The sequence below is a fragment of the Kribbella sp. NPDC058245 genome, assembly GCF_042882005.1.
Lineage (GTDB): Bacteria > Actinomycetota > Actinomycetes > Propionibacteriales > Kribbellaceae > Kribbella.
The window spans coordinates 1-26,996 of the sequence record NZ_JBHVWY010000031.1; the positions used below are offsets into that span (position 1 = coordinate 1).

Genomic DNA, 26,996 nt, shown 5'->3' on the forward strand with positions numbered 1-26,996 from the left:
GGCCCTCGCCATCGTCGTAGAGGACTGACCCGAACCGGGGGCGACCGCCCCGCGCCCCCGCCGCGGCAGTAGCGGGGGCCTTGAACAGGTCGTGGTGGGCGTGAACAGGCAATACCTTGTTCACGCCCACCGTCGCGTGTTCACGCCCACCGTCGCGTGTTCACGCCCACCGGATCAGCCCGGATCGCCGAAAGCCTCATCACCGACCGCGAACGCACCTGGCTCACCCCCACCCCCATCTGATGGGTTGACCCATCGGCTGGCGGGTTCTGTACCCGCATGGGGGTCAGGAACCCACAATCTGGTGGGTGAACCCATGCGGTTGTGGGTGGACGCACCGCATGTGATGGGCTCTCCCGCCATTTGGTGGGTTGGCCCATGGGCTGGTGGGTTCTGTACCCGCATGGGGGTCAGGAACCCACAATCTGGTGGGTGAACCCATGCGGTTGTGGGTGGACGCACCGCATGTGATGGGCTCGCCCGCCATTTGATGGGTTGACCCATGGGCTGGTGGATGGACCCACCGCTCATGCGTTGAGCGATTCGCCGGTTGGTCGGCTGGCGTGGATTCTCGAGAAGTTCTGGGAATGGACCGATCCCGCGATCCGGCAGGTGCTAGGGCGTCGGCACCGGATCGTGCACTGGTCGGAGTTCAGCCGCGGCGGGCATTTCGCGTCCCTTGAGGTACCGGATCTGCTCGTGGACGACATCCGCCGATTCTTTCGGCTGGTCCGGTAGCCGGGCCGGCGCCACGAACGTCATCAGCGATCCGTCGCGTTCGGCCACCGCATCGGGCCAGCGGCGGCGGACCATGCGGAGGCTGGCGTCGTTCGAGGCGCTGACGACGAAAAGGAAATGCGTCGCGCCGGAGGCGATGGCGTCGGCGGCTGCGACGGCGAGCATGTGGACGCCGAGGCCGCGGTGCTGCTCGTGGTCGGCGATCACGGCGGCCAGCTCGGCGACTCGGCCATCCGCCTGGTCCGGGAGGCCGAGGGTGGCCCAGGCCCACATGGCGTGGCCGATCATGCGGTCGTCGCGGAAGGCTACCCAGGCTCCGCCGGCTGGGCGCAGCATCCGGAGCAGGAGCGCGGACCGTGGTGGGCTGCCGATCGCGGTCTGGAACCGGAACCAGCGACTGAGGTCGGACAGGCCGCCGAGCAGCTGCCCGAGCCCGTCCAGGTCGGCCTCGTCGCCCCGGCGGAGGGTCATTGGCTGAGTCTGGTTCACGGATTCAGCCTGACTCCACTTGGCTAAGTCTGTCAAGCAGACTTATCGTTGAGGTATGACGACCCAGGTTCCGGAGGCGATGGCCTACTCGACGGAGAACTGCACGATCTCGCGGACGATGGAGATCCTCGGCGACAAGTGGACCTTCCACGTCCTGCGTGAGCTGTTCGTCGGCGTCCGGCGGTTCGAGGACATCCGGACCCGGGCCGGCATTCCGCGACAGGTGCTGACCGACCGGCTGGCCGCACTGATCGAGCGCGGCGTCCTGCGTCGGCACCCGTACCGCGAGCCCGGCCAGCGCGAGCGATACGAGTATCGCCTGACCCAGGCCGGCCTCGACCTCTACCCGGTCATGGTCGCGATGATCCAGTGGGGCGATCAGTACCTCGAGACCGAGGGGGGTGCGCCGATCGAGCCGCGGCATCGCGATTGCGGTGAGCACGTGAGCGTCGTACTGCGTTGCGATGCCGGCCATGAGCCGGAGCCTCGCCAGGTGGCGATCCGGCCAGGTCCGGGTGCCGTGCGGCGGGAGATTGCCGGCTAGGCGTCGAGCTCTTCGATCGCGGCGCGGAGCAGCCGCTCGGTGTCGCGCGGCTGTGCGGCGGCGATGGACAGTGCGTCCATCGTGACGACGTACGTGTCGAGGTCCTCGCGCTTGTCCAGGTAGACCGCACTGGTCAAGTGCTCGATGTAGACGATGTCCGGCAGGTCGGAGTCGTTGAACCGCAGCAGCGTGAACGCGCCGCCGGTCGCGGTGTACCCACCCTTGCCGAACGGGATGATCTGCAGCGTCACGTTGTGCCGCCGCGACTGCTCGATCAGGAACTCGAGCTGGTTGCGCAGCACCGTCTTGCTACCGATCGGCCGGTGCAGAACGGCCTCGTCGATGACTGCCCAGAGCCGGGCAGGTCGCTGCCGCGTCAACACTTCCTGGCGGCGCATCCGCAGGGCGATCAGGCGGTCCTGTTCGTCGCGTGGCAGCGGCTCCTCGAACCGGCCCATCCTGATCACGGCCCGCGCGTACTCCGGGGTCTGCAGCAGGCCGGGAACGAACTGGAGCTCGAAGGTCCGGATCAGGTCCGCGGCCATCTCCAGGCCGAGGTAGGAGTGGAACCAGTTCGGCGTCAGGTCGTCGTACCGCTGCCACCAGCCAGGGTTGTTCGCCTCCCGGGCCAGCGCCAGTAGACGGTCCCGCTCGGCCTCGTCCTCCAGCTTGTACAGCGCGAGCAGATCCTCGACGTCGCGGACCTTGAAGCCGACCCGCCCGAGCTCCAGCCGGCTGATCTTCGACTCCGAGCCGCGGATCGCCCAGCCCGCGTCGGTCCGGGAGATACCGGCTTCCTCGCGCAGCCGGCGCAGGTGTGCGCCGAGCATGATGCGCAGGGCGGTCGGGCCGCCGTACGCCGGTTCCGTCACGCCTGCCCTCCCCCTCGGTTCTTGCCGTCGTCAGCGATCATTTCACAACAGAACGTGAACACGTCCAGGGCGACCCGCGTGCACGACGTGTTCACCAGGGCCTACTGTCAGTAGAGTCTTCCCACAGACTTCCCGACGGTTGCGAGGTTCATCGAATGCCCGACTCCAGCAAGGCTCCCAGTTCGGTTCCGGTCGGGGTGGATACCACCAGGGCCAGTATCGCCCGGGTGTACGACGCCTTCTTGGGCGGCAAGGACAACTTCGAGGTCGACCGCGAGGTACTGCGGGGGGTCCAGGCCGCCGCGCCGCAGGCCCAGGACCTGGCCTGGTCGAACCGGAACTTCCTGATCCGCTCGTGCCGGTTCCTGGCGGGCCAGGCGGGGATCACGCAGTACCTGGACTGCGGATCCGGTCTGCCGACCGCCGAGAACACCCACCAGGTCGTGCAGCGGATCCAGCCCGAGGCCAAGGTGCTCTACATCGACAACGACCCGGTGGTGCTCGCGCACGGCCGCGCGCTGCTCGAGGAGAACGAGAACACGCTGTTCGTCAGCGCCGACATCTTCGAGCCGGACGAGGTGCTGAGCAAGCCCGAGGTGCGGAACTTCCTCGACTTCAGTCAGCCGATCGCCGTGATCCAGGCCGGCACGCTGCACCACTACATCGGCTCCGAAGGTGGGCAGATCATGCAGAAGTACGTCGACGCGGTGGTGCCCGGGTCGTACACGGTGATCTCGCACTTCTTCGACCCGGAGACTCCGGAGCACACCGCGGTCGCCCAGAAGATGGAGGACAAGTTCATCCACAGCCCGATGGGCAGCGGCAGGTTCCGCACCCGCAAGGAACTGATGGAGTTCTTCCCCGGCCAGGAGCTGGTCGCCCCGGGCCTGGTGCTCTGCGACGACTGGTGGCCGGACGGCCCGCGGCTCAAGCCGCTGAACCAGGTCGAGGAGTGCATCGTCGGCGCCGTCGGCCGCAAGCTCTAGCCAGGCAGTAAGTCTTAGTATGGCGAAGTGCCCCGGGACTCGACGTGTCCCGGGGCGCCTCGCGTTCTAGGCCGGGAGCGTCCAGCGCTGACCGGCGGAATTGTTGCATGCGGCAACGGTTACCGGATCGCCGAGACGTGCCGGCGCCGTCAGGCACTTGCCGTTGACCCGCAGTGAGCCGTCGCTGGCGGTGGTCCACTGCTGGTTGGCGCCGCCGTGGCAGCCGTAGGCGATCACGGTGCCGGCCTGGGTCGCGCTCGCGTCGAGACAGCTGAACAACGCGTGCAGCGTGTGGTTCTCCGCATGGACCCAGTTCTGGTTGTCCCCACCGGTGCAGCTGTAGAGCAGAACCGTCGTACTGTCCGATCCGGAGACGTCCAGGCAGCCTCCGCTGCCGCGAACCTCGCCGGATGACGAGTTGCCGATCCCGTTCTCCTGTACGGCGGTTGTCCCGGAGATCGTCACTTGGCTGTCGGCCGCGCAGCCGCTGCTCTCCGAGCTGCCGGTGAAGTGCGCCGTACTGCTGCCGCTGGTCGGTGCGGGCATCGTCAGCTTCGCGTACGGCTCGTCGTCGCAGGTGGCCTTGCTGTTGTTCCAGTCGAAGTACTCGGTCCAGCTGACCATGCCCGACGTACTGATCTGGTTGCCGGCTCCCGTCTGCAGGCTGCCGAGTTTGAACGACGTACCGGCGGTGAGGTCGCGGACGGTCACGCCGTACCAGCCGCTGCCTTCGTCGGCGATGGCGAACGCGTAGGTGTGGCCGGCGACCGGGGTGCGGTCGAGGCGGCAGCTACCGCCGGTGCCATCCTCCTGGAACTTGATGCAGTAGGTGCCGGCGTCGCCGGCGCGCCAGTCGGTCGAGTTCCAGAGTGAGTAGATGAACATGCCGACGCCGTCGCGGTGGGTCTGCAGGCCGGTGTAGCCGCCGACGTCGCGCGCGGTGAAGCCGAACTGGTTGGCCCAGTAGACGTTCGCACGGCCGGGGGAGGCGTTGATCGTCATCCGGAACTCGGCCTGGGAGAGCGAGGCCGAGTCGAAGGTGTAGTTCACGTAGGTGCCGGGCGTGACGCCGATGGCGGCCGCGGGAAGCGCGGGCACCAAGGCGCCGAGGCTGAGCAGGGCGCAGAGCAGTAGGGACTTGAGTCTCACGGGACGGACCTCCAAGACGAAGTGGGCGGACTTCGGTGCAGGAGCGCGCTCGTGGATGATGATGCGCGGAGGTGCGCAGGAATGTCCAGAGGTGAGCAGTTAACGTTACACGTGCTCGGAAATGAGCGTGGCGATCGTGCGCTCCTCCAGCCCGACGAAGACGTGCGGCAGGTCGCCCGGGTAGGAGATGTAGTCGCCGGGGTGTAGCTCGACCGGTTCGTCGGCCGGGCCGATCAGCGCGCGGCCGGTGCCGAGGATGACGTGCTCGACGACGCCCGGGTTGTGCGGCTCGGACCTGCGTCCGGGGCCGGGGCTGACCTCGATCCGGTAGATGTCACGCCGCGCGTACGGCGGACTCGAGGCGACCAGCGTCGCGCTGTACTCGGGATTCTCGGAGTAGAGCACCGGCCCTTCGCCCGCCCTGATCAGCTGAACCTTCGGCCGGGGCGGATCGAGCAATGTGGCGAACGGCGTATCGAGCGCGACCGCCAGCGCCCACAGCGTCTCGACGCTCGGGTTGCCGGTCGCCGACTCCAGTTGGGAGAGCGTCGACTTCGCGACACCCGCTCGCTTGGCGACCTCGCTCAGCGAGAGCCCGGCCCGCGCGCGGTGCCGGCGCAGGGAGGCCGCGATCACATCCAGTGGCGCCTTGCTATCCATTGGGGTTGTCCATCGGTGTTCGCTCCATCGGTCCAGTCGTTCGAGTTGACGAACGCTCGTCTCGTGTTCATCATAATGTCCATGCGTTCGATCTGGCGAACACTCGACCCCCGGCTGGCCCGTGACATCGGCCTGGTCTGCCTGGCCGACGGCGTCGTCGGTCTCTCGTACGGCGCGATCAGTGTCGGCGGCGGTCTGCCCTGGTGGGTGCCGGTGCTGCTGTCGATCATCGTGTTCGCGGGAGCATCGCAGTTCCTGTTCGTCGGGATCGTGCTCGCCGGCGGCAGCCCGATCGCCGCCATGATCGCCGGGGTGCTGGTGAACACCCGGCACGTCGCGTTCGGTCTCGCGGTCAGCGACGAGGTCGGCTCAGGCTGGCGCCGCTGGTTCGGCAGCCACCTGATGACCGACGAGAACGTCGCCTTCGCCCTCGGCCAGGACAACCCGCGGCAGCGGCGAGCGGCGTACTGGGCTTGTGGAATCGGCATCTTCATCTGCTGGAACCTCGGTGTCGTGCTTGGCTCCGCGGCCGGTTCGGTGATCACTGACACCGACGTCTTCGGCCTGGACGCAGCCTTTCCCGCAGTCCTGTTGGCTCTCGTCCTACCGGCCCTCCGCGATCGATCAACCCGTACGGCGGCCTTGGTCGGAGCCGTGATCGCGTTGGCCACAACGCCGTTCCTGCCAGCTGGGCTCCCGGTGCTCTTCGCGCTGACCGGCCTGTTGTTCTACCGCACCCCTGCTTTGGAGCCCGTCTGATGAACACTCCGTTGCTGCTGGCAGGCATCGCGATCCTTGCTATCGGCACCTTCTCGCTGCGGATCGCCGGCCCGGCGCTGCGCAGCCGGTTCGAGATCCCCGAGCGAGTCCAGAGCCTGCTCGCGGCCGCCGCGATCGTGCTGCTGACCGCACTGGTCGCGACCGCCGCACTCACCGACGGAGGCGGCTCGGCCGGGGTCGCCCGCCCGGCCGGCGTACTGGTCGGTGGTGTCCTCGCCTGGCGCAAAGCGCCGTTCATCCTGGTCGTCGTCGCGGCCGCCGCAACTGCTGCTGGACTGAGACTCCTCGGCGTTCCGTAAAACGGCTAACGTGCTGCCATGAGCAGCCCCTCCGCCACCACTGCTGCGCCGAAACGAACCCTGATCTGGATCGCACTCGGGTGTTTCGTGGTCGGCCTGGCCCTGACGGCGTTCTTCGTCGTGCGGATCGTCACGTTGGCACCGGTCGCGCCGCAAGTGATCGGCGACGATGCGACGCCGGTGACGCTGGAGGAGAGAGGGATGACGATCTACTCGTCGATCCCGGTGCTCGAGGTGCCCTGCCGGATCAAGGATGCGCAGGCCGGCGACGTACCGGTCGTGCAGCCGCACGGCACCGAGCAGATCACCGTCAACGGGGACAGCTGGTATGTCGTCGCCCGCTCGGAGAACCCGGTCCCGGCCGGCGACTACGTGGTGACGTGCACCGACAAGGAGACCAGCGCGACGTACGCCGCCGGCCCGCGATCGACCGTGGCCGGGTTCATCCTGTCGATCTTCGGGGCGATCGGTTCGGTCCTGGTGTTCGGCGCACTCGGTGGAGTGCTGCTGGTGATCGGCCTGGTCCGCCGCCGCCCGAAGCCGGTCGGCCGAGTACCGGGCTACGCGCCCCCGCCCGGTATCCCCGCCCCGCCTGGGGCCAACACCTTCCCCCCGCCCCCACCCCCGCCGTACCAGCCAGGTCCGAACCCCGACCGCCCCCAGGACCGCTAGAGCGGCAGGTTGAAGGCCGACAGTCGCGTGTAGACGCCGGGGAAGCCTGCGCGGGCGCAGCCGTGCGCCCAGGAGGTAAGCCCGGCCAGCTTGCCGTCCAAGATCAACGGGCCGCCGCTGTCGTACTCACACGTGTCCGCCTGCGTCGTCCCGGCACACACCATGCCGGCATCGAACGAGCCGCCGTACGCCGTCGTACATGTCGAATCCGCCACGATCGGTACGACGGCCTTCCGCAGTACGGCGTTGGAGTTGTCGCTCTCGGACGTCGTTCCCCAGCCGAGGACGTCGGCCGGTGCGCCGGCCGGATAGGCCGACCCGGCGTCGATCAACGGGAGCGTGGCGCGGTTCACCGCGCGGCTCAAGGTGAGCACGGCGACGTCGTTGTGCTCGACGGTGTCGCCCATGAACTTGGTTTCCTTGAACCCGGGATGCACCCAGATCTTCTTCACCGACACGGTTTCGCCGTCCTTGCCGTGCAGGTCGGCGCGGCCGAAGATGCCGCGGAGCAGGCCCGGCGTGAGCTTGAACAGGTTCGCGCAGTGCGCGGCCGTCACCACCTTGTCGGGGCGGACGAGGACGCCGCCGCAGAACTGCCCTGACGGGCGGAGCAGCATCCCGGGACTCGAGACCGCGACCATCCACGGTGGCGGGTCGACCGTCGTACCGCCGATCACTGCGTTGGCACTCGGTGCGGACAGACTGGCGGCTACGGTGAGGACCGCCGCGGCAAGCAGGAGTTGGCGTCGCATGCCTCGCACGATAATGGCTGCATGGATCTCAACTGGCCCGGTTGCCGCAACGTTCGCGATGTCGGTGGATTGCCTACTGCTGACGGTCGCACGATCAGGCCGGGCGTGCTGATCCGCTCCGAGAGTCTGCAGTATCTGACGCCCGAGGGCGTCGAGGCGGTACGGCGTTCCGAGGTCAGCCGGATCCTGGACCTGCGGACCGACGGGGAGGTCGGCGGTGCGCCGACGCCGTTCACCGGTACGCCGATCGCGGTGCGGCAGCGGCTCGCGGACCCGGCCGATCCGGACCACGGGCAGCCGACGATCGTCGCGGCCTGCACCTGGATGCTCGACCAGCGGCCGGCGTTGTTCGCGGCCGCGGTGAAGGCGATCGCGGACGAGCCCGAGGGCGCGGTCGTCGTGCACTGCCACGGCGGCAAGGACCGGACCGGGATGGTCGTCGCGCTCGCGCTCAGCATCGCCGGCGTCCCGCGCGACGAGATCATCGCCGACTACTTTCGCACCCAGTCCCGGTTGGCGCCTTGGCTGGAGGAGCAGTTGGCCGCCGAGCCGGACGTCTCCAAGCACCCGGAGATGATCGAGTTCCGCGACACCCGCGCCGAATCACTCGTCGCGATCCTGCAGCACGTCGACGAGGTCTACGGCGGCCCCGAGGCCTACCTACGCCACGGCGGCCTCACCACCGAAGACCTCACCCGTCTTCGGAATCGCTTGGTTGGCTAGACCGCACGGGCCTCATCGCCTGACCCACCCCGCGACTGCCCTCCGCGACCGCCTCATCGCCGGACCCACCCCGCGACTGCCCTCCGCGACCGCCTCATCGCCTGACCCACCCCGCGACTGCCCTCCGCGACCGCCTCATCGCCTGACCCACCCCGCGACTGCCCTCCGCGACCGCCCCATCGCCTGACCCACCCCGCGACTGCGCTGCTCACTCAGCCCGTCCAGCCCACCGGCAATTTGACTGGATATCCCTCGAGGTTGTCCCTTCTCCCCTGAAATTTCGGGGGGAGAAGGGACCATTTGAGGGGAGATCCCCTCAAACGGTCGGTGCGGGTCAGCGGGTGCGGGGTCAGACCGTACGAGCCTAAACGGTGCGGGGCTTTTCGCGGAGGCCGATGAGGAAGCCTAGGCCCCAGGACATGTGCATGGTGGCGCAGACGAGGGGCATCCAGAAGAGGGCTTTCCACGGGAGGTAACGGCCTTCGACGGCGGAGCCGATCAGGAGCAGGACGCCGTACCCGAGGGGGGCCAGGAAGCCCAGGTCGAGCCAGGCGATGCCGGTGATCAGGCCGATGATGCCGAGGATGGTGCCGAGCGCGATGCCGATCACGGCGACCGGCGGCGCGAGGTAGCGCTTGCTCGCGGTCTCGGGGTGCCGGCGGATCACCTCGCGGCGCCACTGGCCGGTGTGGAAGAACTGCTTGGCCACCGCGGACAGCGAGGACCGCGGCCGGTACGTCACCGACAGGTCCGGGCTGAACCAGATCAGTCCACCGGTCTTGCGGATCCGGTAGTTCAGCTCCCAGTCCTGGGCCCGGTGCATGGTCTCGTCGAACCCGCCGACCCGCTCGAGCGCCGTACGGCGGAAGACCCCGAGGTACACGGTGTCCGCGGGACCGGCCTTGCCACCCTGGTGGAAGGTCGACGCGCCCAGACCCAGCCGGGAGCGGTACGCACAGGCGACCGCCATCTCGGTCGGGGTCCGGCCCTCGGCCGCCATCACGCCGCCGACGTTGTCCGCGCCGCTCTCGTCCAGCACCTCGACCGCGCGGGTGATGTACCCGTCGGTCAGTGCACCGTGGCCGTCGACCCGGACCAGGATGTCGTGCCGCGCGTGCGCGATCCCGACGTTCAGCGCGGCCGGGGTCTTGCCGGTCGGGTTCGCGATGATGCTGATCCGGCTGTCGCGGTCGGCGAGCTTGTCCGCGATCTCCTGGGTCCGGTCCTTGCTCGGGCCGATGGCGAGCACGACCTCGAGCTCACCGGGGTAGTTCTGGTCGAGCACACGCCCTACTGCCTCTTCGAGATGACGTTCCTCGTTCAGCACGGGCATCACGACGGAAACGGGCGGCCACTGGGACAACGGCATATCAGGTCAGGCCTTACAGATCGAAGCGACGTCGTCGACGTCGGTGGCGGGTTTGGTCGGTGAGGTCGTCGGCTTGCTCGTCGACGTACTCGGCGTCTTGGTGGTGGAGGTGCTCTTGGGGGTGTTGGTGGTCTTACCGTCTCCTTCGGAGGCGGCCTTGTCCAGCGCTTCCGATTTCTCGATCGCCTGGGCGACCTTGGTCCGGATCAGGTCGAAGTCCGGGTTACCGGTGTGGATCAGGGGTGGGACCGCGGAGAAGCTTGACACCGGCAGCTTCTTCGCGTCCAGCGCGAGGTCGGTGAAGGTGCCCAGCTCGCCGGCCGGGATGCTCGTCTTGACCACTTGTTTGCTGGCCGACGCGATGCCCTGGAACTTGGTCAGCACGGTCGACGGCGACAGCTGGTTCAGCATCGCAGACATCACGCACTTCTGCCGAGTCATCCGCTCGTAGTCCGAGGACTCGGCCCTCGACCGGGCGAACCAGAGCGCGTGGTAGCCGTCCAGGTGCTGGTTCTTGCCGGCCTCGATGTAGCCCTTGATCGGCGAGCTGCCGCCGCCGATCGGGACCCGCTTGCCGATGTCCAGGGTGATCCCGCCGACCGCGTTCAGCAGGTCGCGGAAGCCGGCCAGGTCGATCAGCACGTAGTAGTTGATCTTCAGCCCGGTGACCGCCTGGATGGCCTGCGTGGTCGCGGTCTCACCCGGGTTCGGGTCGCCGGGGAAGAGGTTCTTGTGACCGGCCGCGTAGGTGTAGACCGCGTTCAGCAGACACTCGGCGGCGCACTTGCTCCACTGGAACCCGTTCGGGAACTGCTTGGCCATCGCCGTACCGGCGGGGAACGGGACCTTGGCCAGGTTGCGCGGCAGGCCGATCAGTACGGTCCGGCCGGTGTCGGCGTCGATGCTGGCCACCGTCATGCTGTCCGGCCGGGTACCGATCCGGTCCGCGCCGGAGTCGCCGCCCATCAGCAGCACGTTGTAGCGGCCGTGCTCGGCCTTCGACTTCTGCCCGTTGCCGAAGACGCTGGCGACGAAGTCGCGCTGGGTGTTCACGAACGAGCTGGCCCAGATCAGCGCACCGGCGACGACGAACACCAGGACGCCGTCCAGGATGCTGGTCGCGAGCCGGTGGTTGCGCTCGAGCATCATCGGCTGTGCGAGCCGGTAGGCGTCGACGAGCAGCGCGGCCCAGCCGATCGCCAGCACGATGAGCAGGATCTGCACCACCCGCAGCGTGCCCGGCCGGGCGAGCAGGTTGATGGTTCCGGAGCGCCAGATCAGCCCCAGCACGACCAGGAAGACGATGATCGCGAGCAGCCCCGCGACGACCCGCCAGGCATACCGCCCGGCCCGTTTGCTGCCTGCCACGATCTGCGCCGACCCCGGCAGTACGAGGGTCATCAACAGCAATGCCAGGGCCCGCTTGAACCGCTTCGGCTCGCTGAGGTTGCGCAGGTCTGCTTTCTCCTGCGGCATGAGGTCCTTCCGTTCTCGGCTCGGGCGGGCTGTTGCCGACCGTACCGTGTCGTCCTGGCGGTCAGTTGGTACGACGTGCCGGAGGACGCGATGGTTCGAGCCGGAGCGGGTCCGAAAACGAAGAGTAGCAGGACCGACACGGAGTGCAGGAAAACCCCTGCGTACACCCTGTTATCGGGCAGTTTCACACGGTTGTGATGGTGTTCAGTAGGTGAGATCCGCTGAGATGGGGGTGCCCAAATCGACAGTGAGGAACCGCCCCCCATGAAACTGTTCCGTCCCCTTTTTGCCGTGGCTGCGGCCACGGCGACCATCCTGACCGGCCTCGGTACTGCGCAGGCGGCGCCCGCCCCCGCTCCTGCTCCGGCCGCGGTCCGGGCGCCTGGTGGCGACTTCACCGGCATCGCAGCGCTCAGTAACTGCTCCGGCTCGCTGGTCCGGTTCGCGTCATCGGTCTCCACCGATCCGGCGCTGATCCTCACCAACGGTCACTGCTACGAAGGTGGCATGCCGAGCCCGGGCCAGGTGCTCGTCGACCGCTCGTCCACGCGGTCCTTCACGCTGCTCAGGCCGAGCTCGAGCAACGCCGGCACGGTCCGCGCCAATCGGGTCCTGTACTCGACGATGACCAAGACCGACGTCACCCTCTACCGGCTCACCGAGACCTACGCGGCGATCCAGTCCCGGCTGGGTGTTCCTGCGCTGACGCTGGCGCAGTCCGCCCCGGCCAACGGCGCCGGTATGGCGGTCGTCTCCGGCTACTGGAAGCGCATCTACACCTGCTCGGTACAGGCGACCATCCCCGAGCTGCGCGAGGCCGGCTGGGTGATGAAGAGCTCGATCAAGTACCGCCAGCCGGGCTGCGAGACCATCGGCGGGACGTCGGGTTCGCCGATCGTCAGCACCTCGACCGGTGAGGTCATCGGCGTCAACAACACCGGGAACGAGGACGGCGAGCGCTGCACGCTGAACAACCCGTGTGAGGTCGACGCGAACGGCAACATCACGGTCGACCAGGGCGCGGCGTACGGGCAGCAGGTCTGGTGGTTCTACACCTGCCTGTCCGCCACCCGCACCATCGACCTGAACAAGGCCGGCTGCCAGCTCGCCAAGCCGTAACCCGCTCTCCCCCTTTGCCTGGCTAGCCAGCGAAATCGGGGGTTCCGCACTCTGGTTCAGGGTGCGGAACCCCCCATTCGAGTGCCTAGCCAGGGAAATGGGGATTGGGGTGACGTAGGACACTGTGATTCGGGTAACGTCCCGGCCCATGGCTGTCGAATCCCCTCCCGCACCCGTGTCGTCGACGAACTGGCCGAGCCCTTTCGGGGTCCGGACCCGGCTGGTCGCGGCCAGCGCGCTGATGCTGTTCACCGAGCTCGCGCTGATCCGCTGGACCGGCTCGAACGTCGTCCACCTCAGCTACTTCTCCAACTTCGTGCTGCTCGGTTCCTTCCTCGGGATCGGGATCGGCATCCTGCGGTCCAGCCGCGCCAAGTGGCTGCCCTACTACTCGCCGGTGATGCTCGGACTGCTCGTCCTGGTGATCACCTGGAAGCCCGTCACCGTCGAACGCGGTTCCTCGTCCAACGTCATCTACTTCACCAGCCTGGACACGACGGGACCGCCCGTCTGGGTCATCCTGCCGATCATCTTCCTGGCCGCGGCCGTGATCCTGGCCGGTCCGGCGGAACTCGTCGGCCGCTGTTTCACCGAGCTGCCGCGACTGACGGCGTACAGGTTCGACCTGGTGGGTTCGCTGATCGGGATCGTGAGCTTCACGGCGCTGTCGTTCCTGGGCGCGCCCCCGATCTGGTGGGGGCTGATCGTCACGGTCGTCTTCGCCGGGCTGATGATTCCGAGGCCGCGGGGAGTGCAGTCGCTGGTGGCCGGCGTACTGAGTGGTGCGCTGGTGCTGGCACCGCTGCTGGTGATGGTCGGGGTGCTGTTCAACGAGTCGACGACGCCGGGGAACAGTTGGTCGCCGTACTACAAGGTGCAGACCGCCTATGACAAGTACCGGGGCCAGTCGCTGTTGACGATCACGGTGAACGGCGTACCGCATCAGCAGGCGATCGCCGCGGACTCGCGGTTGGCGTGGGAGCCGCAGTACGGGATGCCGTATGAGCGAGCGAACTCCGGCAAGGCGCCGAACGACGTGCTGATCATCGGTGCGGGCTCGGGTTCGGATGTCGCGATCGCGCTGAAGAAGGGCGCGGCGCATGTGGACGCGGTCGAGATCGATCCGCGGATCCGCAATATCGGCAAGGCGCTGCACCCGGACAAGCCGTACCAGGACCCGCGGGTGTCGTCGCACATCGATGACGGGCGGGCGTTCCTGTCCCGGACCGACAAGAAGTACGACCTGATCCTGCTTGCGCTGCCCGACTCGCTGACGCTGGTCAACGGCGCGAGCTCGCTGCGGCTCGAGAGCTACCTGTTCACCCAGCAGGCGTTCGAGTCCGCGCGTGACCACCTGAAGCCGGGTGGCGCGTTCGCGATGTACAACTACTACCGCGAGACCTGGCTGATCGACCGCCTGGCGTTGACCGCGGAGAAGGCCTTCGGTCACAAGCCCTGCGTGGACAAGATGGGCGACTCCCTGCAGCAGGCCGTCGTCACCGTCGGCCTCACCGCGGCCGACCAGACCTGCGCAGCCGAATGGGCCGGTGCCACGGATGTCACTCCGCCGCCGGCCACCGACAACCGGCCGTTCCTGTATCTGTTCACGGATCGGATTCCGTCGCTGTACTTGATCACTCTCGGACTGATCCTGGTCGCGGGAATCATCGGCGTCGGCATCGCGGGCGGCGGATCGTCGTACAAGCGGATGCGTCCCTACACGGATCTCTTCCTGCTGGGTGCGGGCTTTATGTTGCTGGAAACCAAGAGCATCACCGGCTTCGCACTGCTCTTCGGTACGACGTGGGTCGTCAACGCGATCGTGTTCGCCGGAGTGCTGGTCGCGGTACTCGCCGCCGTCGAAGTCACCAGGCGCTTCCGAACTCCACCGATCAAGGTGATGTTCGCGATCCTGTTCGGCGGTCTGGTGCTGTCGTGGGTCTTCCCCGACAACTGGCTGCTGTCGATGCCGCTCGGCCTGCGCGCGATCGTCGCGGTGATCATCGCCTTCACTCCGATCTTCGCCGCCAACGTCATCTTCGCGAAACGCTTCACCGACACCGAAGACGGTACGGCGTCGTTCGGCGCGAACCTCTTGGGCGCCATGCTCGGCGGCTGCCTCGAATACGCCGCGCTGATCATCGGCTTCCACGGCCTGCTGATCATCGCCGCCGTCCTGTATCTGGGAGCGTTCTTCCTGCGCCCGAAATCGAAGGCGACAGTGAGGGCCTAGTGGCCCGAATCTGAAGTTGGTTGACAGTAGGCGGTGTTCAGGTGCGTGCATCGTGGTGACGGAGAAGCTGCCTCGATGCTCTTTATCGTGGCTGTTTCTCCGGTGCCGCGAGGTGCGTGCCTGGGCGCCGCCTACGTCAAGGAACTTCGGACTCGGGTCACTAGCTGCTAGGTTCTGATGTCTGGGTCGCTCGGACCTCCGTCAGGAGGAGCGACCATGAAGGACTACTACCGCGAGCGAGCGGCGGAGTACGACAAGATCTACGAGAAGCCCGAACGGCAGGAGGACCTCGCCACGCTGCGAGGCCTCCTGCCGTCACTCGTTGCAGGACGTTCGGTCCTCGAGATCGCCTGCGGCACGGGCTACTGGACCACCGCGCTGGCCTCGTCGGCCCACTCGGTGCTCGCGACGGACATCAACGAGGAGACGCTCGCGATCGCCCGCACGCGCTCCTATCCGTCGCCGGTCCGGTTCGAGATTGCTGACGCGTTCGCCCCGATCCCGGGTGAGTTCGACACGATCTTCTCCGGCTTCTTCTGGTCCCACGTGCCGCGAGCCGACGTACGGCGCTTCGTCCGCGGCCTGCTCGAGCAAGCCGAGCTGGTGATCCTCGCCGACAACCGGTACGTCGAGGGCAGCAGCTCCCCGATCACCCGCACGAGTGCGGACGGGGACACCTACCAAACCCGCCGCCTGTCGGACGGCCGCGAGTACGAGATCCTGAAGAACTTCCCCACCCCCTCCCAGTTCGAGGCCGACGTCGCGCCCGCCGCGGTCCGCCGTACCGACCTCACCTACTTCTGGCTAGCCACCCTCACCCGCTAACCCCGCAACCCTCCAGCTGAGTGGATATCCCTCGAGCTGGAGGGTTGCCCACTCAGATTTTCGTGGGGCAACCCTCTAGTTGAGGGGATGTCCCTTGAGTTGGGGGGGTTGCCCACTCAGATTTTCAGGGGGCAAACCTCTAGCTGCGGGGGCAACCCAGGGTGTGGTGGGTTTGAACAAGGTATGACCTGTGGTGGCCCACCGTTTCCTGTCCAAGGCCCCGGTCCGTGATGATCAACGGCCGATTCGCGACCCACTCCTGCCCCGACCAACGCCGTACCGGGGCGCGGGGCATTTGAGGGGATATCTCCTCAAATGGTCCCTTCTCCGCTTGAATTTTGAGGGGAGAACCAGCGACTTGAGGGGATATCCGCTGAAATTTCGGGGCGCGGGAGCGGCGGTACGGCGGCCTGGCGTGCGGGGTGATGTCGACGGTGCACGCGGCGGGTGCGCCGGGTGATGTGGACGGTGCATGCGGCGGGTGGGTGGGGTGGTACGGGATCGGCCCGTTTGGGGTGAGGGTTGGGGGTGGGGTGGGAGGATCGTTGTATGACATGGCTGGTGAGTGGTGGGGCTGGGTATATCGGGGCGCATGTGGTGCGGGCGTTCCTTGCTGATGGCATCGATGTGGTGGTGGTCGATGACCTGTCGAGTGGGAAGGCGGAGTTCGTGCCGGACGGGGTTCCGTTCGTGCAGGCGAATCTGCTGGACGGCGCGGCGGTGCGGGGAGCGCTGGAGGGGGTGAGTGGGGTTGTGCACCTGGCGGGGTTCAAGTACGCCGGGGTTTCGGTGGATCGGCCGTTGCACACGTACACGCAGAACGTGTCGGCGATGGTGTCGTTGCTGGAGGCGATGGACGCGCAGGGCGTGCGGAACATGGTGTTCTCGTCCAGTGCGGGGGTTTACGGGACGCCGAAGGTCGAGACGGTGACGGAGGAGACCGCGCCCGCGCCGGAATCGCCGTACGGGGAGACGAAGCTGATCGGCGAGTGGTTGCTGCGCGACCAGGCCAAGGCGAGCGACCTCAAGCACACCTCGTTGCGGTACTTCAACGTGGTCGGCTCCGGGGATCCGATCGTGTACGACGCGAGTCCGTACAACCTGTTCCCGATCGTGTGCAACCTGCTCTCGCAGGGGAAGGTGCCGCAGATCTACGGCACCGACCACCCGACACCGGACGGCACGTCGGTGAAGGACTACGTGGACGTCGCCGACCTCGCGCGTGCACATGTGGCGGCGGCGCGTGCGCTGGATGCCGGTACGGCGCTCGAGCCCGTCTACAACCTGGGGAGCGGAACCGGTACGTCGGTCCGCCAGATCATGGACGCCGCACGCCGGGTGACCGGCATCGACTTCACCCCGACCGAAGGTCCGCGCCGGCCTGGTGACCCGTCGCGCGTTGTGGCGCAGGGTGAGTTGGCTGCGCGCGACCTCGGCTGGAAGAACACGCACACGGTCGACGAGATGTTCGCGTCGGCGTGGAAGGCCTGGCCCGCCAACCGCTGAGCCTCTACAGTCCGGTCATGAATGAGGAGCCGACCGCGTGCCCGTGTGGGGTGCAGGTTCGGCAGCCGTGGCGGACGCGGGACTCGACGTACAGTCCCGCGTCGTTCATCGGCGGTCTCGTGTGGATCGCGCTGGGCGTTGGCTCGGTCCTGGGTGGTTGGACCGTCTTCGGGAGCGTCCTGCTCGGGGTGCTGGTTGCGCTCGTGCTCGGCTCAGTGATCCTGCAGTCGGTACGACGGCATCGCGGCGGCTGCTTGATCACCCGCGGGGCGTGGTTCGGGATCGCCGTACCAGGGTTGCCGTTGCGGGTCGCCTACTGGCTGAACTTCTAGTACTCCTTCTTCGCGTGTCCCGAGGTGCTGAGGTTGACCAGGACCGGGCCTGTCAGGACGCCGCCCTCGACCGGCAGCGTGTGCCCGGTGATCCACGACGCGTCGTCTGAGGCGAGGAACGCGACCGCGGCGGCGACGTCCTCGGGCTCGCCGACCCGGCCGAGCGGATACATCTTGGCGAACCGCTCCAGGGTGTCCTGCTGGTTGTCCCAGTTCGGCGTCCGAATGGTGCCGGGGGCAACGACATTGAACCGGACGCCGAGATCGCCGTACCGGGAGGCGTAGTTGAGCGTCATCGCGATCTGACCGGCCTTGGCCGCGGAGTACTCGATGTTGCCGAAGGCAGCGATCCCGTTGACCGAGCTGATCGTGACTACGTTGCCGCGGCTCTTCACGAGATGCGGGAGTGCGGCCTGGATACAGCGCGAGGCGCCGACCAGCGTGAGGTCGAGTTGGCGGTGCCAGTCCTCGTCCGTGGTGTCCTCGGGAACGCTCGTGACGATGCAACCGCCCGCGTTGTTGACGACCACGTCCAGCCGGCCGAACCGCTCGACCGCGGCCGCCACGGCCGCGTCGACGTCCGCACGGTTCGTCACGTCGGTGCGGACCCCGATCGCCTGCTCACCGAGCTCAGTCGCGAGCTCGCCGATCTTGTCCTCCTGCAGATCGGTGATCACCACCGAGCCGCCCTCGGCCGCGATCCGCCGCGCCACCGCCGCGCCGATTCCCTGCGCACCCGCCGTGACGAGTGCCACCCGCCCCTCGAACCGTTGCACTAGTCCTCCAGGACTCGATCGACCTTCTCGTCCGCCACCCGGCGGTCGAGTTTCGCGGCGTCCAGGTGGCGGCACAACACGATCGAGCCGCCGCCGATGATCGCCCCGATCAAGACCCTAATTCCGTCCCGGGTCGTCAGGTCGCGAGTGGTCAGAATGCGGTCGGCGATCGGTTCCGCCGTACCGATCAGGTCGGCGTGCGTGAGTTCGTCGTACGCCGGGGAGTCGGCGGTCGGGGCGTCGAACGGGACGAACACGTCGGGGTGGTTGTAGACCTCGGCGCCGTAGTCCTGGATGCCCTCCGGAATCGGTTCGCGGAACCGGCCGCCCAGCGGCAGGAGCGCGGACGCGATCGTCTCCCGCTCACCACGGACGGCGAAGTCCGGCCCCGTGATCGCGAGGGCGCCGGTCTTGGAGGTGAGCGCGGCCCCGGCCGACCAGGTCGCCAGCGCCCAGACCACGCCCAGCCAATGCGGCGGCAAACCGATCGCAACGGTCTCGCCGGCTTCCAGGTCGTACTCGTCGACGAGGAGGTTGGCGGTCTTGGCCACCCAGTTCGCGGTGGTCACCGCGCTGAGCTCGATCCGCTCACCGGTCTCGTCGTCGTAGTAGGTGAGGAAGGGGCTCGCCCCGTCCCGGCGGACCGCAGTGGCGAAAAGCTCGGGCAGAACCTGTGACATATGGCCCACCCTACGTTTGCCGGACCGGCGTAAGTTGGCTGGGGACTAGCGCGTATCTCTCGACCCCACGCCTACTGCGCTGCACTCGGCACGGCACCTCGCCGCACTGGTGCAAAGGCCACGATGGAAAAGCATCGAGGCCTTCGCCCCAGCGCACCGAGCTACCGCACCGAGCACATGCTCGCTACGGCGCGGGATCGAGAGACACGCCCTACGGAAAGAAGGCTGGTCATGGCTCCACTGCTCGCGCTGCCCGAAGGCGGCGAATGGGTCGTCATCCTCATCATCGTGGTGTTGCTCTTCGGAGCGAAGAAGCTCCCGGAGCTCACGCGGAGTGCCGCGCAGGCGATGAAGGAGTTCAAGAAGGTGCAGAGCGACAGCGAAGACACCCCCGCCGTCGCGGCCGCGCCGACGGTAGCCGCTCCGCCCACGGCGGCCGCGCCGACGACCGAGCACAAGCCGTAGCCGTTGGGTCACACTGCTGGTGTGACCCTGCGAACCCTCCCAGGCGAGCCACCTGCCGGCCCATGGCGCGCTGTCCGGGTCGCCGTTCTCACGGAGCTGATCGCCGGTACGGCGCCGGCCTTCGGTCCGTGCATCGTGGCGGTCGACGGGCGTAGCGGCGGAGGTAAGTCCACGCTGGCCCAACGGCTGTCCGACGCAGTGCCGGACTCCACGGTCGTCCACGTCGACGACGTTGCCTGGCACGCCCCGATGTTCGGCTGGACCGAGCTGCTGGCCGACGGAGTACTTGGACCGCTCCGACGAGGCGAGGAAGTGTCCTACCGGCCCCCGGCCTGGGACCTCCACGGTCGTTCCGGTCAGATCGCTGTACCGGCCGGTCGGTCGCTGGTGATCGTTGAAGGTGTTGGCGCCGGCCGCCGAGAACTCTCCGAGCTGATCGATTGCCTGGTCTGGGTCCAATCCGACTACGCAGAGGCCGAACGCCTCGGTCTGGCTCGCGACGTCGCCTCCGCCGTCAACGGTGATCCCGCAGCCACCGTCGCCTTCTGGCACACCTGGATGGCCGCCGAGCTGCCGTTCCTCGACGCCGACCGCCCCTGGGAACGCGCCGACATCACCGTTGCCGGCACCTCCGCTCTGCCCCAGCCGCCCGGCAAGGTCCTCGTCAGCTCGCTGCCTACCGACAGGAGGTGTGGGTCCTTAGGCCGTGGTTCGGGCGGTTGCTGAGCGGGGCGGGGGCGGGCAGTGGGCGTATACGTCCTGTCCTTGTGCAGACAGCACGGCGGCGGGGCGTTGGGTGGGGGATTGACTAGGGTCGGGGCATGCTGATTCTGGGCGGCCTGGGACTGATCCTGGTGCTGACTGTTGCCACGGGCTACTTCGTGTCGCAGGAGTTCGCGTACGTGGCGGTGGACCGGAGCCGGCTGCGGACGTTGGCCGATGCGGGCGATGCGGCGGCGGTGCGGGCGTTGAAGGTGACGTCGCGGCTGTCGTTCGTGTTGTCGGGGTCGCAGGTGGGGATCACGGTGACCGCGTTGCTGGCGGGGTACTTCGCTGAGCCGTATCTGGGTGCGGGGCTCGAGGGAGTGCTCGGGTCGGCCGGGGTGCCGGAGGCGGTCAGCGTTTCGCTGTCGGTCATCTTGGCGCTGTTGCTGGCGACCGTGATTCAGATGGTGCTGGGGGAGTTGGCGCCGAAGAACCTGGCGATTGCGAAGGCCGAGGCGATCGCGCTCCGGTTGTCGCGGTCCACGTTGATGTACCTGACGATCGCCGGCCCGATCATCCGCGTCTTCGACGCCGCGTCGAACCGGATCCTGCGCCGGGTCGGGATCGAACCCGTCGAGGAGCTACCGCAGGGTGCGACCGCTCAAGAGCTGGACCGGATCATCGTTACGTCGTACGAGCAAGGGCTCCTCGACGAGGACACGATGCGGCTGCTCGATCGCGGTCTCGACTTCCGCGGCCGGATCGCGGAACACGCGATGGTGCCGCGGGTCGATGTGGTCACCGTGCATGAGGACGACCCGCTGACGAAGGTCGTCGAGCTGCAGGACACCGGCCACAGCCGGTTCCCGGTGATCGCGGGCTCGGTCGACGAGGTGGTCGGCGTGATCGCGATCGGCGATGTCGTCGAGGTCGAACCGGCCGACCGCGGCCACGTGACCGTCGGCTCACTCGCTTCGCCGCCGGTCGTCGTACCGTCGACGCTTCCCGTGCCCGTCGTCCTCGAACGCCTCCGTACGGCGCACCGCCAGCTCGCGATCGTGGTCGACGAGTACGGCGGTTTCGCGGGCATCGTCACGTTGGAGGACATCGCCGAGGAACTGGTCGGCGCGATCCGCGACGAGGACGATCTGCCGGAGACTTCGCCCGTCCAAGGTGGTGACGGGTCGTGGGTGCTGCCGGCGCGTTGGCGGCTCGACGAGGTGGCGGAAGCGACCGGGATCGCGCTCCCCGAGGACGACGACTACGAGACCGTGTCCGGGCTGGTGATGGCGCGACTCGGCCGGATTCCGGTGGTTGGCGACGAGGTGGTGATTGAGCTTCCGCATCGGCTCGACCACGAGGGCCGGCCGATTCCGCCGGAGTTCGTCAAACTCGTCGTACAGACGCTTGAACGCCGGGTGCCCGGTCTTGTCGTGATGGAGCGGACCGCATGAGTACGACGCTCGCTCTGATCATCTCGGTCGGACTGCTCGCGCTGAACGGGTTCTTCGTGGCGGCCGAGTTCGCGCTGGTCGCGTCCAAGCGGCATCGGCTGGAAGAGGCCGCGGCGAACGGCAGCCGGTCGGCGCGCGCCGCGATCGCGGGCATCAGCGAGCTGTCGTTGATGCTCGCCGGCGCGCAGCTCGGGATCACCTTGTGCACGTTGGGTCTCGGCTCGCTGAGTGAGCCGGCCGTCGCGCATCTGCTGCACCCACTGTTCGAACTCGTGCACATCCCCGAAGCCGTCGGGCACGTGATCGCGTTGATCCTCGCGGTCGTCGGGATCGGCCTGCTGCACGTCCTCTTCGGCGAGATGGCGCCGAAGTCGTGGGCGATCAGCAACCCGGAGCGCGCGGCTCAGGCGCTGGCGATGCCGTTCCGCGGTTTCACGTACGTCGTCCGCCCGCTCCTGCTCGGCCTGAACTGGGTCGCCAACCTGTGCGTCCGCCTGGTCGGCGTCGATCCGCAGAACGAGCTGGCGAGCGCTCACGGTCCCGACGAGCTCCGCCTGCTGATCGAGTCGTCCCGCGAGCACGGCACGCTGGAGGAGCCGGAGCACGAGCTGCTGACCGCGATGCTCGCCCTGCAGAACATCACGATCTCCCAGGTGATGGTGCCGATGGACCGCCTCGCCACGGTCGTGTCGACGGCAAGCGCCCGCGAGGTCGAGCTGACCAGCCGCCGCGAAGGCCGCTCCCGCCTCGCCGTCATGACCGGTACGACGATCTGCGGCATCGTGCACGTCCGTGACGCGGCTCGCGCCACCACTGGCGGCGGTACGACGCTCACCGCGGCCGAGCTGATGACCGCGCCGCTGAACCTCGCTCCGGCGACTCCAGTCGCCACGGCGATCCGGACCATGCGGGACCAGCGGTCTCAGCTGGCCGTCGTCTGCACCGGCGCCGAACCGCTGGGCGTGGTCGCTCTCGAAGACCTGCTGGAACAGGTGATCGGCGAGTTCGACGACGAGACCGACCCGATCGTCAGCGCCGCGGCAAAATCACCGGAGCGCCGGTCTGAGGATGCGGCCACACCTCCACAGGATGCCGATACACCTCGGTAAGCAGGTCGGCCGTCAGCACCTCCGCAGGGTTGCCGTCAGCAACGACCTTTCCGTGCGAAAGCACCGCCACCCGATCGGCGTAGCCCGCGGCGAGGTTGAGGTCATGCACCACAACCACCACCGCAGCGCCGGCAGCGGCAGCCTCGCGGGCTAGCTGGAGAACTGCTTCCTGATGGTGGAGGTCCAGGGCGGCGGTGGGCTCGTCGAGCAGCAGGAGTTGGGCTTCCTGCGCCAGCGCTCGAGCCAACGAGACGCGCGCACGTTCGCCGCCGGACAACGAGCTGAAGACGCGGTAGGCGAACTCGGTGATGTCGGCGGTCTGCAGAGCCTCCCGTACGGCGCGGTCGTCGTCGTCCGCGCGGGTGTCCCGTACCAGGGTGCGTGCCCCATCGAATGCAGTTGGCCAGGGCCAGGGCCAGGGCCGGGGCCGGGGCCGGGGCCGGGGCCGGGGCCGGGGCCGGGGCCGGGGTCGGCGCTGGCGCGGGCGCTCGTCGCGAGCGGAGGGGCGCCTTTGTGGTACTTCGCTGCCAGCCAGTGGCAGTAGGTCTCCACAAAGGCGAGAGCCGTGCCCACGCACGGTGGCGCCACTCGCCGTACAGAGACTGAGTGTGCGGACTGTGTCGCTGACAAGCGTTTGCCGGCAACACGCTCCGTACACTCGGCGCCGGGTCGCACGGTGGCGCCACTCGCGGGTGACGGCCGGGCACGGTGGCGCCACTCGCCGTACAGAGACTGAGTGTGCGGACTGTGTCGCTGACAAGCGTTTGCCGGCAACACGCTCCGCACACTCGGCGCCGGGTCGCACGGTGGCGCCACTCGCGGGTGACGGCCGGGCACGGTGGCGCCACTCGCGGGTGACGGCCGGGCACGGTGGCGCCACTCGCGGGTGACGGCCGGGCACGGTGGCGCCACTCGCCGTACAAGGGTTGAATGCCGCTGCCCAATCCGCTAGCCCCGTCCCCTCTGACCGCTGCCCGCCCGCCGCCCCGTCCCATTTGATGGGTTCACCCCAAGGCCGGTTAGTTAGCCAATTCGGCGCGATGTCAACGACGGATCCCAATGTCATAACGTCCGAACAACCGCAGAGCCACCCTCCGGTCTTTCGGACGTTACGCGAGCACGACCACTAACGTCCGAACAACCGGAGAGCCCCCCTCCGATCCTTCGGACGTTGGGCCCGGCGACAGTCCCGCTCCCCGAACCGGTTCCGGGGAGCGTCTGCGCTCCGCGCGTGGTGATCTGGGGAGGATTCACCCCCCGAATGCGTCGGGGATCCTCCCCAAAACGGTTCGGGGAGGATCAGCCAGGACGGTCCAGAAGGGCGGGGAGTTCCACCACTCGATTTGGTGGGGTAGCTCCCAACGGCCGCCGTGCTGCGCCGTCGTTGGCGCCACCCGGAACCGCCTTAACCAACCGGCTTTGGGGTTCACCCATCAGGTTGTGGGTTCTCCACCCGCATGCGGTGGGGGAACCCACAAGCTCGTGGGTCCACCCATCAGATGCGGTTGGTTGGGTGGGCGAGGCGGTGGGGTGGGGTTGTCCGGTGGGTGGGGCTCGGTGGGTGGGGCTCGGAGGGTGGGGAACCACCGCCTCACCCCGGCACGGGCTGTTGTGCGGGGGGCCGGGAGCTACCGTTGGGGCATCTGTGGGCTGAGGAGGATGCGGCGTGGTTGAGCGGATCGGGCTTGTGGTTCACCAGGGGCGGGAGATGGCCGTCCGGACGGCGGAGACGGTGCGGGCCTGGGCTGATAAGCACGGGATCGGGTGTACCGATATCGACGTGTGGAAGGGCCATGAGGGCCGGCGTAGCGGGATGGCCGAGCTGCATCATGCGGGGGATCCGGATCTGGTGGTGACACTGGGTGGGGACGGGACGTTCTTGCGGGGTGCCCGGATCGCGGCGAAGAACAATGCCGCCGTACTGGGGGTGGATCTGGGGAAGGTCGGGTTTCTGACCGAGGTCGCGTGCAAGGACGTGGAGGCGGCGCTGGAGGCGGTGCACCACGGTGGGGCGACGATCGAGGAGCGGATGACGCTCACGATGCGGGCTTCGCGGGCGTTGGAGATTCCGGATGGGATCGAGTCGCTGCTGCGGTACGGGCATGGGCCGGCGTTGCCGCCGCCGGCGGTTCGGCCGGAGAGTACTGAGGGAAACGGGTGGGGTGTCGCGCTCGACGTGACGGCGCTGAATGACGTCGTACTGGAGAAGTTGGCACGGGATCACCAGGTGGCGCTCGGGGTTTATCTGGCCGGGCGGTTGCTCGCGTCGTACTCGGCGGACGCGGTGATCGTGGCGACGCCGACCGGGTCGACGGCGTACAGCTTCGCGGCGGGTGGTCCGATTCTGTCGCCGAATACGAACGCGATCGTGTTCACGCCGGTGGCGCCGCACATGACGTTCAACCGGAGTGTGATCGCCGCACCGGATGAGCCGATCGCGCTGCGGGTACTGCCGCATTCGGGGCAGGCCGCGGTGAGCATCGACGGGCAGTTGCGCGGCGTGCTGGATCCGGGGGACTGGATCGGGGTGTACGGGTCGACGCGTCCGTTGCGGCTGGTGCGGTTGCGGCCGACCGACTTCTACGGGCGGCTGCGGGACCGGTTCCGCCTGACTGACGCGCCGGCGACCGGGGTCGACGGGGAGTCGGATGCGTTCTTCCTGCCGTCGGATTCGCCGGTGCCGCCCGACCTCGCGCACCTGCGGCTGCCGCCGGCACCTTCCGCGGCCCGGTAGGGTTCCTCCTCATGCGAAACGTGGTGATCCTGGCCGGGGGCTCGGGGACACGGCTGTGGCCGCTGTCCCGGGACGACAGGCCGAAGCAGGTGCTGCCGTTGGCGGCCGGTGAGTCGCTGCTGCGGGTGGCGTACAACCGGCTGCAAGGACTCGTCGAGCCGGCGAACATCTACGTGTGCACGGTCGGTGCGTACGCCGACGTCGTACGCAAGGAGCTTCCGGAGCTCGGCCCGCACGCCATCATCGGTGAGCCGGCCCGCCGGGACACCGCGAACGCGGTCGGTCTCGCGTCGGCCGTGGTCGCGCGGAACGACCCGGACGCGGTGGTCGCGTTCGTCGGGTCGGACCACCTGATCAGCCCGGAGGACGAGTTCCGGGCCGCGATCGAGAACGGGTTCGCGGTGGTCGAGCAGCGGCCCCGGTCGCTGGTGACGTTCGGGATCGAGCCGACGCATCCGCATACCGGGCTGGGTTACATCGAGCGCGGTACGGCGATCGACGGTACGGCGGCCTTCGTCGTGGACCGGTTCCGGGAGAAGCCGGACCTGGCCACGGCCGAGGAGTACCTGGCGACCGGACGGTTCTGGTGGAACTCCGGGATGTTCGTCTGGCGGGCCGAGACCGTGCTGAGCGTCCTCGACGAGCTGCTGCCGGAGTCGGCCGCGAACCTGCGTCAGGTCGCGTCCGTGTGGGACACGCCCGAGCGTGAGGCGACGCTGGCCGGTATCTACCCGAACCTGCGCAAGATCAGCGTCGACTACGCCGTCATGGAACCCGCATCCCAGGGCAAGGTCGACGCCGAGGTGGTCGTCGTACCGATGCCGGTGCACTGGCTCGACGTCGGCTCCTGGGCCGCGCTGGCCGGCACCTACAGCTCTGACCCCAACGGCAACCGCACCGACGGTACGACGCTGTCCTGCCTGCTCGACTCGCACGACAACATCGTCGTCACCGACGACCCCAACCACCTGATCGCCACCGTGGGCCTGCGCTCCCACATCATCGTCCACACCAAGGACGTCACGATGGTCTGCCCCCTCTCCGACGGCGAACGCGTCAAGGACCTGGTCGCCCAAGTCCAGTCCGACCACGCCACCAAGTACCTGTAAATGGGGACTTGGGACGAGAGTGTGTTCGGGAACGACACGGCGGCTGACTGGGGCGCCAACCTGGCTGATGCCGACGATGAGCAGGTTGTGAGGGCGACCCTTGAACTAGCTGAGGGTGGCGACTTCCTGGGGGCGTCCGACGGGATGAAGGTGTTGGCGGCTGCGGAGGTGGTTGCGGCTGCGGGTGGACGGCCGCTGGTGGCGAATGCGTACAGCGAGGAGGTGCTCGCGTGGGCGGCGGCGCGGCCGGGGTTGGCTGAGTTGGCGCCGCTGGCGGTGCGGGCGGTGGTTCGGGTGGTTGGGGATGGCTCCGAGCTGCGAGAGTTGTGGGAGGAAGTCGGCGCGTCGGACTGGGTGGCGACGGTTCAGGATCTTCTGGGCCGCCTGCAATAACGCAGAACGCCCTCACGGCCGAGGGCCGGGAGGGCGTCAAGGCGTTG

27 protein-coding genes and 1 pseudogene are annotated in these 26,996 nt (G+C 68.0%); 18 read left to right on the forward strand and 10 right to left on the reverse strand.

What is annotated here, in order from left to right:
- Positions 1-615: 615 nt before the first annotated feature.
- On the reverse strand, positions 616-1,209 hold the full coding sequence (locus tag ACFVWG_RS40795; protein WP_391548904.1) for a GNAT family N-acetyltransferase: 594 nt from the start codon (positions 1,207-1,209) through the stop codon (positions 616-618).
- A gap of 73 nt (positions 1,210-1,282) precedes the next feature.
- Between ACFVWG_RS40795 and ACFVWG_RS40800 the strand changes: the two genes are divergently transcribed.
- Positions 1,283-1,771, forward strand: a complete 489-nt coding sequence (locus tag ACFVWG_RS40800) for a winged helix-turn-helix transcriptional regulator (RefSeq protein ID WP_391548905.1) — start codon at positions 1,283-1,285, stop codon at positions 1,769-1,771.
- Here ACFVWG_RS40800 and ACFVWG_RS40805 read toward each other — a convergent pair.
- Positions 1,768-2,601, reverse strand: a complete 834-nt coding sequence (locus ACFVWG_RS40805; protein ID WP_391548950.1) for a helix-turn-helix domain-containing protein — start codon at positions 2,599-2,601, stop codon at positions 1,768-1,770. The two genes, ACFVWG_RS40800 and ACFVWG_RS40805, sit on opposite strands and share 4 nt — an antisense overlap.
- 197 nt (positions 2,602-2,798) lie before the next feature.
- On the opposite strand from ACFVWG_RS40805, the gene ACFVWG_RS40810 reads away from it, so the two are divergent.
- A complete protein-coding gene (locus ACFVWG_RS40810; protein WP_391548906.1) occupies positions 2,799-3,629 on the forward strand; it encodes an SAM-dependent methyltransferase in 831 nt (276 codons plus the stop codon).
- Between the two features lie 66 nt (positions 3,630-3,695).
- Here the strand turns inward: ACFVWG_RS40810 and ACFVWG_RS40815 are convergent, their stop codons facing one another.
- On the reverse strand, positions 3,696-4,778 hold the full coding sequence (locus ACFVWG_RS40815) for a ricin-type beta-trefoil lectin domain protein (RefSeq protein ID WP_391548907.1): 1,083 nt from the start codon (positions 4,776-4,778) through the stop codon (positions 3,696-3,698).
- Between the two features lie 105 nt (positions 4,779-4,883).
- Positions 4,884-5,438: a helix-turn-helix domain-containing protein gene (locus ACFVWG_RS40820; RefSeq protein WP_391548908.1), complete on the reverse strand. Its 555-nt coding sequence runs from the start codon at positions 5,436-5,438 to the stop codon at positions 4,884-4,886.
- A gap of 81 nt (positions 5,439-5,519) precedes the next feature.
- Between ACFVWG_RS40820 and ACFVWG_RS40825 the strand changes: the two genes are divergently transcribed.
- From ACFVWG_RS40825 to ACFVWG_RS40835, 3 genes are read left to right on the forward strand one after another with little or no spacing between them, the layout of a single operon-like run.
- Positions 5,520-6,197, forward strand: a complete 678-nt coding sequence (locus ACFVWG_RS40825; RefSeq protein WP_391548909.1) for an AzlC family ABC transporter permease — start codon at positions 5,520-5,522, stop codon at positions 6,195-6,197.
- Complete coding sequence (locus ACFVWG_RS40830) at positions 6,197-6,517, forward strand: AzlD domain-containing protein (RefSeq protein ID WP_391548910.1); 321 nt, start codon at positions 6,197-6,199, stop codon at positions 6,515-6,517. The genes ACFVWG_RS40825 and ACFVWG_RS40830 overlap by 1 nt, the downstream gene beginning before the upstream one ends.
- Before the next feature lie 18 nt (positions 6,518-6,535).
- Entirely contained in the window at positions 6,536-7,189 is a 654-nt protein-coding gene (locus tag ACFVWG_RS40835) for a hypothetical protein (protein ID WP_391548911.1), read from the forward strand.
- On the opposite strand, the gene ACFVWG_RS40840 is transcribed toward ACFVWG_RS40835, so the two are convergent.
- Positions 7,186-7,941 carry a S1 family peptidase gene (locus tag ACFVWG_RS40840; protein WP_391548912.1) on the reverse strand — a complete coding sequence of 252 codons (756 nt, stop codon included), beginning with the start codon at positions 7,939-7,941 and terminating at the stop codon, positions 7,186-7,188. The two genes, ACFVWG_RS40835 and ACFVWG_RS40840, sit on opposite strands and share 4 nt — an antisense overlap.
- 21 nt (positions 7,942-7,962) lie before the next feature.
- Here ACFVWG_RS40840 and ACFVWG_RS40845 point away from each other — a divergent pair, with 21 nt between their 5' ends.
- Positions 7,963-8,664 carry a tyrosine-protein phosphatase gene (locus ACFVWG_RS40845; RefSeq protein ID WP_391548913.1) on the forward strand — a complete coding sequence of 234 codons (702 nt, stop codon included), beginning with the start codon at positions 7,963-7,965 and terminating at the stop codon, positions 8,662-8,664.
- A 364-nt stretch (positions 8,665-9,028) separates the two neighbouring features.
- Here the strand turns inward: ACFVWG_RS40845 and ACFVWG_RS40850 are convergent, their stop codons facing one another.
- Both ACFVWG_RS40850 and ACFVWG_RS40855 read right to left on the reverse strand, forming a co-directional pair.
- Positions 9,029-10,033 (reverse strand): glycosyltransferase family 2 protein, encoded by a 1,005-nt coding sequence (locus tag ACFVWG_RS40850; RefSeq protein ID WP_391548915.1) that lies wholly within the window; start codon positions 10,031-10,033, stop codon positions 9,029-9,031.
- A 6-nt stretch (positions 10,034-10,039) separates the two neighbouring features.
- Complete coding sequence (locus ACFVWG_RS40855) at positions 10,040-11,509, reverse strand: LCP family protein (protein ID WP_391548916.1); 1,470 nt, start codon at positions 11,507-11,509, stop codon at positions 10,040-10,042.
- Positions 11,510-11,800: 291 nt separating this feature from the next.
- Here ACFVWG_RS40855 and ACFVWG_RS40860 point away from each other — a divergent pair, with 291 nt between their 5' ends.
- The 5 genes from ACFVWG_RS40860 (at position 11,801) to ACFVWG_RS40880 (ending at position 17,524) form a co-directional block, all read left to right on the forward strand.
- Positions 11,801-12,628, forward strand: coding sequence for a serine protease (locus tag ACFVWG_RS40860; RefSeq protein ID WP_391548917.1), 828 nt, complete (start codon positions 11,801-11,803; stop codon positions 12,626-12,628).
- A 148-nt stretch (positions 12,629-12,776) separates the two neighbouring features.
- Positions 12,777-14,861, forward strand: coding sequence for a spermidine synthase (locus ACFVWG_RS40865; protein WP_391548919.1), 2,085 nt, complete (start codon positions 12,777-12,779; stop codon positions 14,859-14,861).
- Positions 14,862-15,077: 216 nt separating this feature from the next.
- Positions 15,078-15,686 carry a class I SAM-dependent methyltransferase gene (locus ACFVWG_RS40870; protein WP_391548920.1) on the forward strand — a complete coding sequence of 203 codons (609 nt, stop codon included), beginning with the start codon at positions 15,078-15,080 and terminating at the stop codon, positions 15,684-15,686.
- A gap of 549 nt (positions 15,687-16,235) precedes the next feature.
- Positions 16,236-17,192 carry a UDP-glucose 4-epimerase GalE gene (galE, locus tag ACFVWG_RS40875; protein WP_391548921.1) on the forward strand — a complete coding sequence of 319 codons (957 nt, stop codon included), beginning with the start codon at positions 16,236-16,238 and terminating at the stop codon, positions 17,190-17,192.
- A gap of 17 nt (positions 17,193-17,209) precedes the next feature.
- Entirely contained in the window at positions 17,210-17,524 is a 315-nt protein-coding gene (locus tag ACFVWG_RS40880) for a hypothetical protein (RefSeq protein ID WP_391548922.1), read from the forward strand.
- Here ACFVWG_RS40880 and ACFVWG_RS40885 read toward each other — a convergent pair.
- Both ACFVWG_RS40885 and ACFVWG_RS40890 read right to left on the reverse strand, forming a co-directional pair.
- Positions 17,521-18,300, reverse strand: coding sequence for an SDR family NAD(P)-dependent oxidoreductase (locus ACFVWG_RS40885; protein ID WP_391548924.1), 780 nt, complete (start codon positions 18,298-18,300; stop codon positions 17,521-17,523). The genes ACFVWG_RS40880 and ACFVWG_RS40885 overlap by 4 nt on opposite strands.
- The gene (locus ACFVWG_RS40890) at positions 18,300-18,980 is read right to left on the reverse strand and encodes a TIGR03089 family protein (RefSeq protein ID WP_391548925.1); all 681 of its coding nucleotides are present in this window, start codon (positions 18,978-18,980) and stop codon (positions 18,300-18,302) included. The genes ACFVWG_RS40885 and ACFVWG_RS40890 overlap by 1 nt, the downstream gene beginning before the upstream one ends.
- Before the next feature lie 231 nt (positions 18,981-19,211).
- On the opposite strand from ACFVWG_RS40890, the gene tatA reads away from it, so the two are divergent.
- The 4 genes from tatA to ACFVWG_RS40910 all read left to right on the forward strand — a co-directional run bounded on the left by tatA (position 19,212) and on the right by ACFVWG_RS40910 (position 22,713).
- Positions 19,212-19,445: a twin-arginine translocase TatA/TatE family subunit gene (tatA, locus tag ACFVWG_RS40895; RefSeq protein WP_391548926.1), complete on the forward strand. Its 234-nt coding sequence runs from the start codon at positions 19,212-19,214 to the stop codon at positions 19,443-19,445.
- A 21-nt stretch (positions 19,446-19,466) separates the two neighbouring features.
- The gene (locus tag ACFVWG_RS40900; RefSeq protein ID WP_391548927.1) at positions 19,467-20,171 is read left to right on the forward strand and encodes a uridine kinase; all 705 of its coding nucleotides are present in this window, start codon (positions 19,467-19,469) and stop codon (positions 20,169-20,171) included.
- 95 nt (positions 20,172-20,266) lie between these two features.
- On the forward strand, positions 20,267-21,604 hold the full coding sequence (locus ACFVWG_RS40905) for a hemolysin family protein (RefSeq protein WP_391548928.1): 1,338 nt from the start codon (positions 20,267-20,269) through the stop codon (positions 21,602-21,604).
- The gene (locus ACFVWG_RS40910) at positions 21,601-22,713 is read left to right on the forward strand and encodes a hemolysin family protein (protein WP_391548929.1); all 1,113 of its coding nucleotides are present in this window, start codon (positions 21,601-21,603) and stop codon (positions 22,711-22,713) included. Before ACFVWG_RS40905 ends, ACFVWG_RS40910 begins: the two co-directional genes overlap by 4 nt.
- Before the next feature lie 250 nt (positions 22,714-22,963).
- Here ACFVWG_RS40910 and ACFVWG_RS40915 read toward each other — a convergent pair.
- Positions 22,964-23,779 (reverse strand): annotated as a pseudogene (locus tag ACFVWG_RS40915) (hypothetical protein); the annotation flags it as partial.
- Between the two features lie 600 nt (positions 23,780-24,379).
- On the opposite strand from ACFVWG_RS40915, the gene ACFVWG_RS40920 reads away from it, so the two are divergent.
- From ACFVWG_RS40920 to ACFVWG_RS40930, 3 genes are read left to right on the forward strand one after another with little or no spacing between them, the layout of a single operon-like run.
- Positions 24,380-25,447, forward strand: coding sequence for an NAD(+)/NADH kinase (locus ACFVWG_RS40920; RefSeq protein WP_391548930.1), 1,068 nt, complete (start codon positions 24,380-24,382; stop codon positions 25,445-25,447).
- An 11-nt stretch (positions 25,448-25,458) separates the two neighbouring features.
- Positions 25,459-26,556 carry a mannose-1-phosphate guanylyltransferase gene (locus tag ACFVWG_RS40925; RefSeq protein WP_391548932.1) on the forward strand — a complete coding sequence of 366 codons (1,098 nt, stop codon included), beginning with the start codon at positions 25,459-25,461 and terminating at the stop codon, positions 26,554-26,556.
- A complete protein-coding gene (locus ACFVWG_RS40930; RefSeq protein ID WP_391548933.1) occupies positions 26,557-26,949 on the forward strand; it encodes a DUF4259 domain-containing protein in 393 nt (130 codons plus the stop codon). It begins immediately after the preceding gene.
- Positions 26,950-26,996 lie beyond the last annotated feature (47 nt).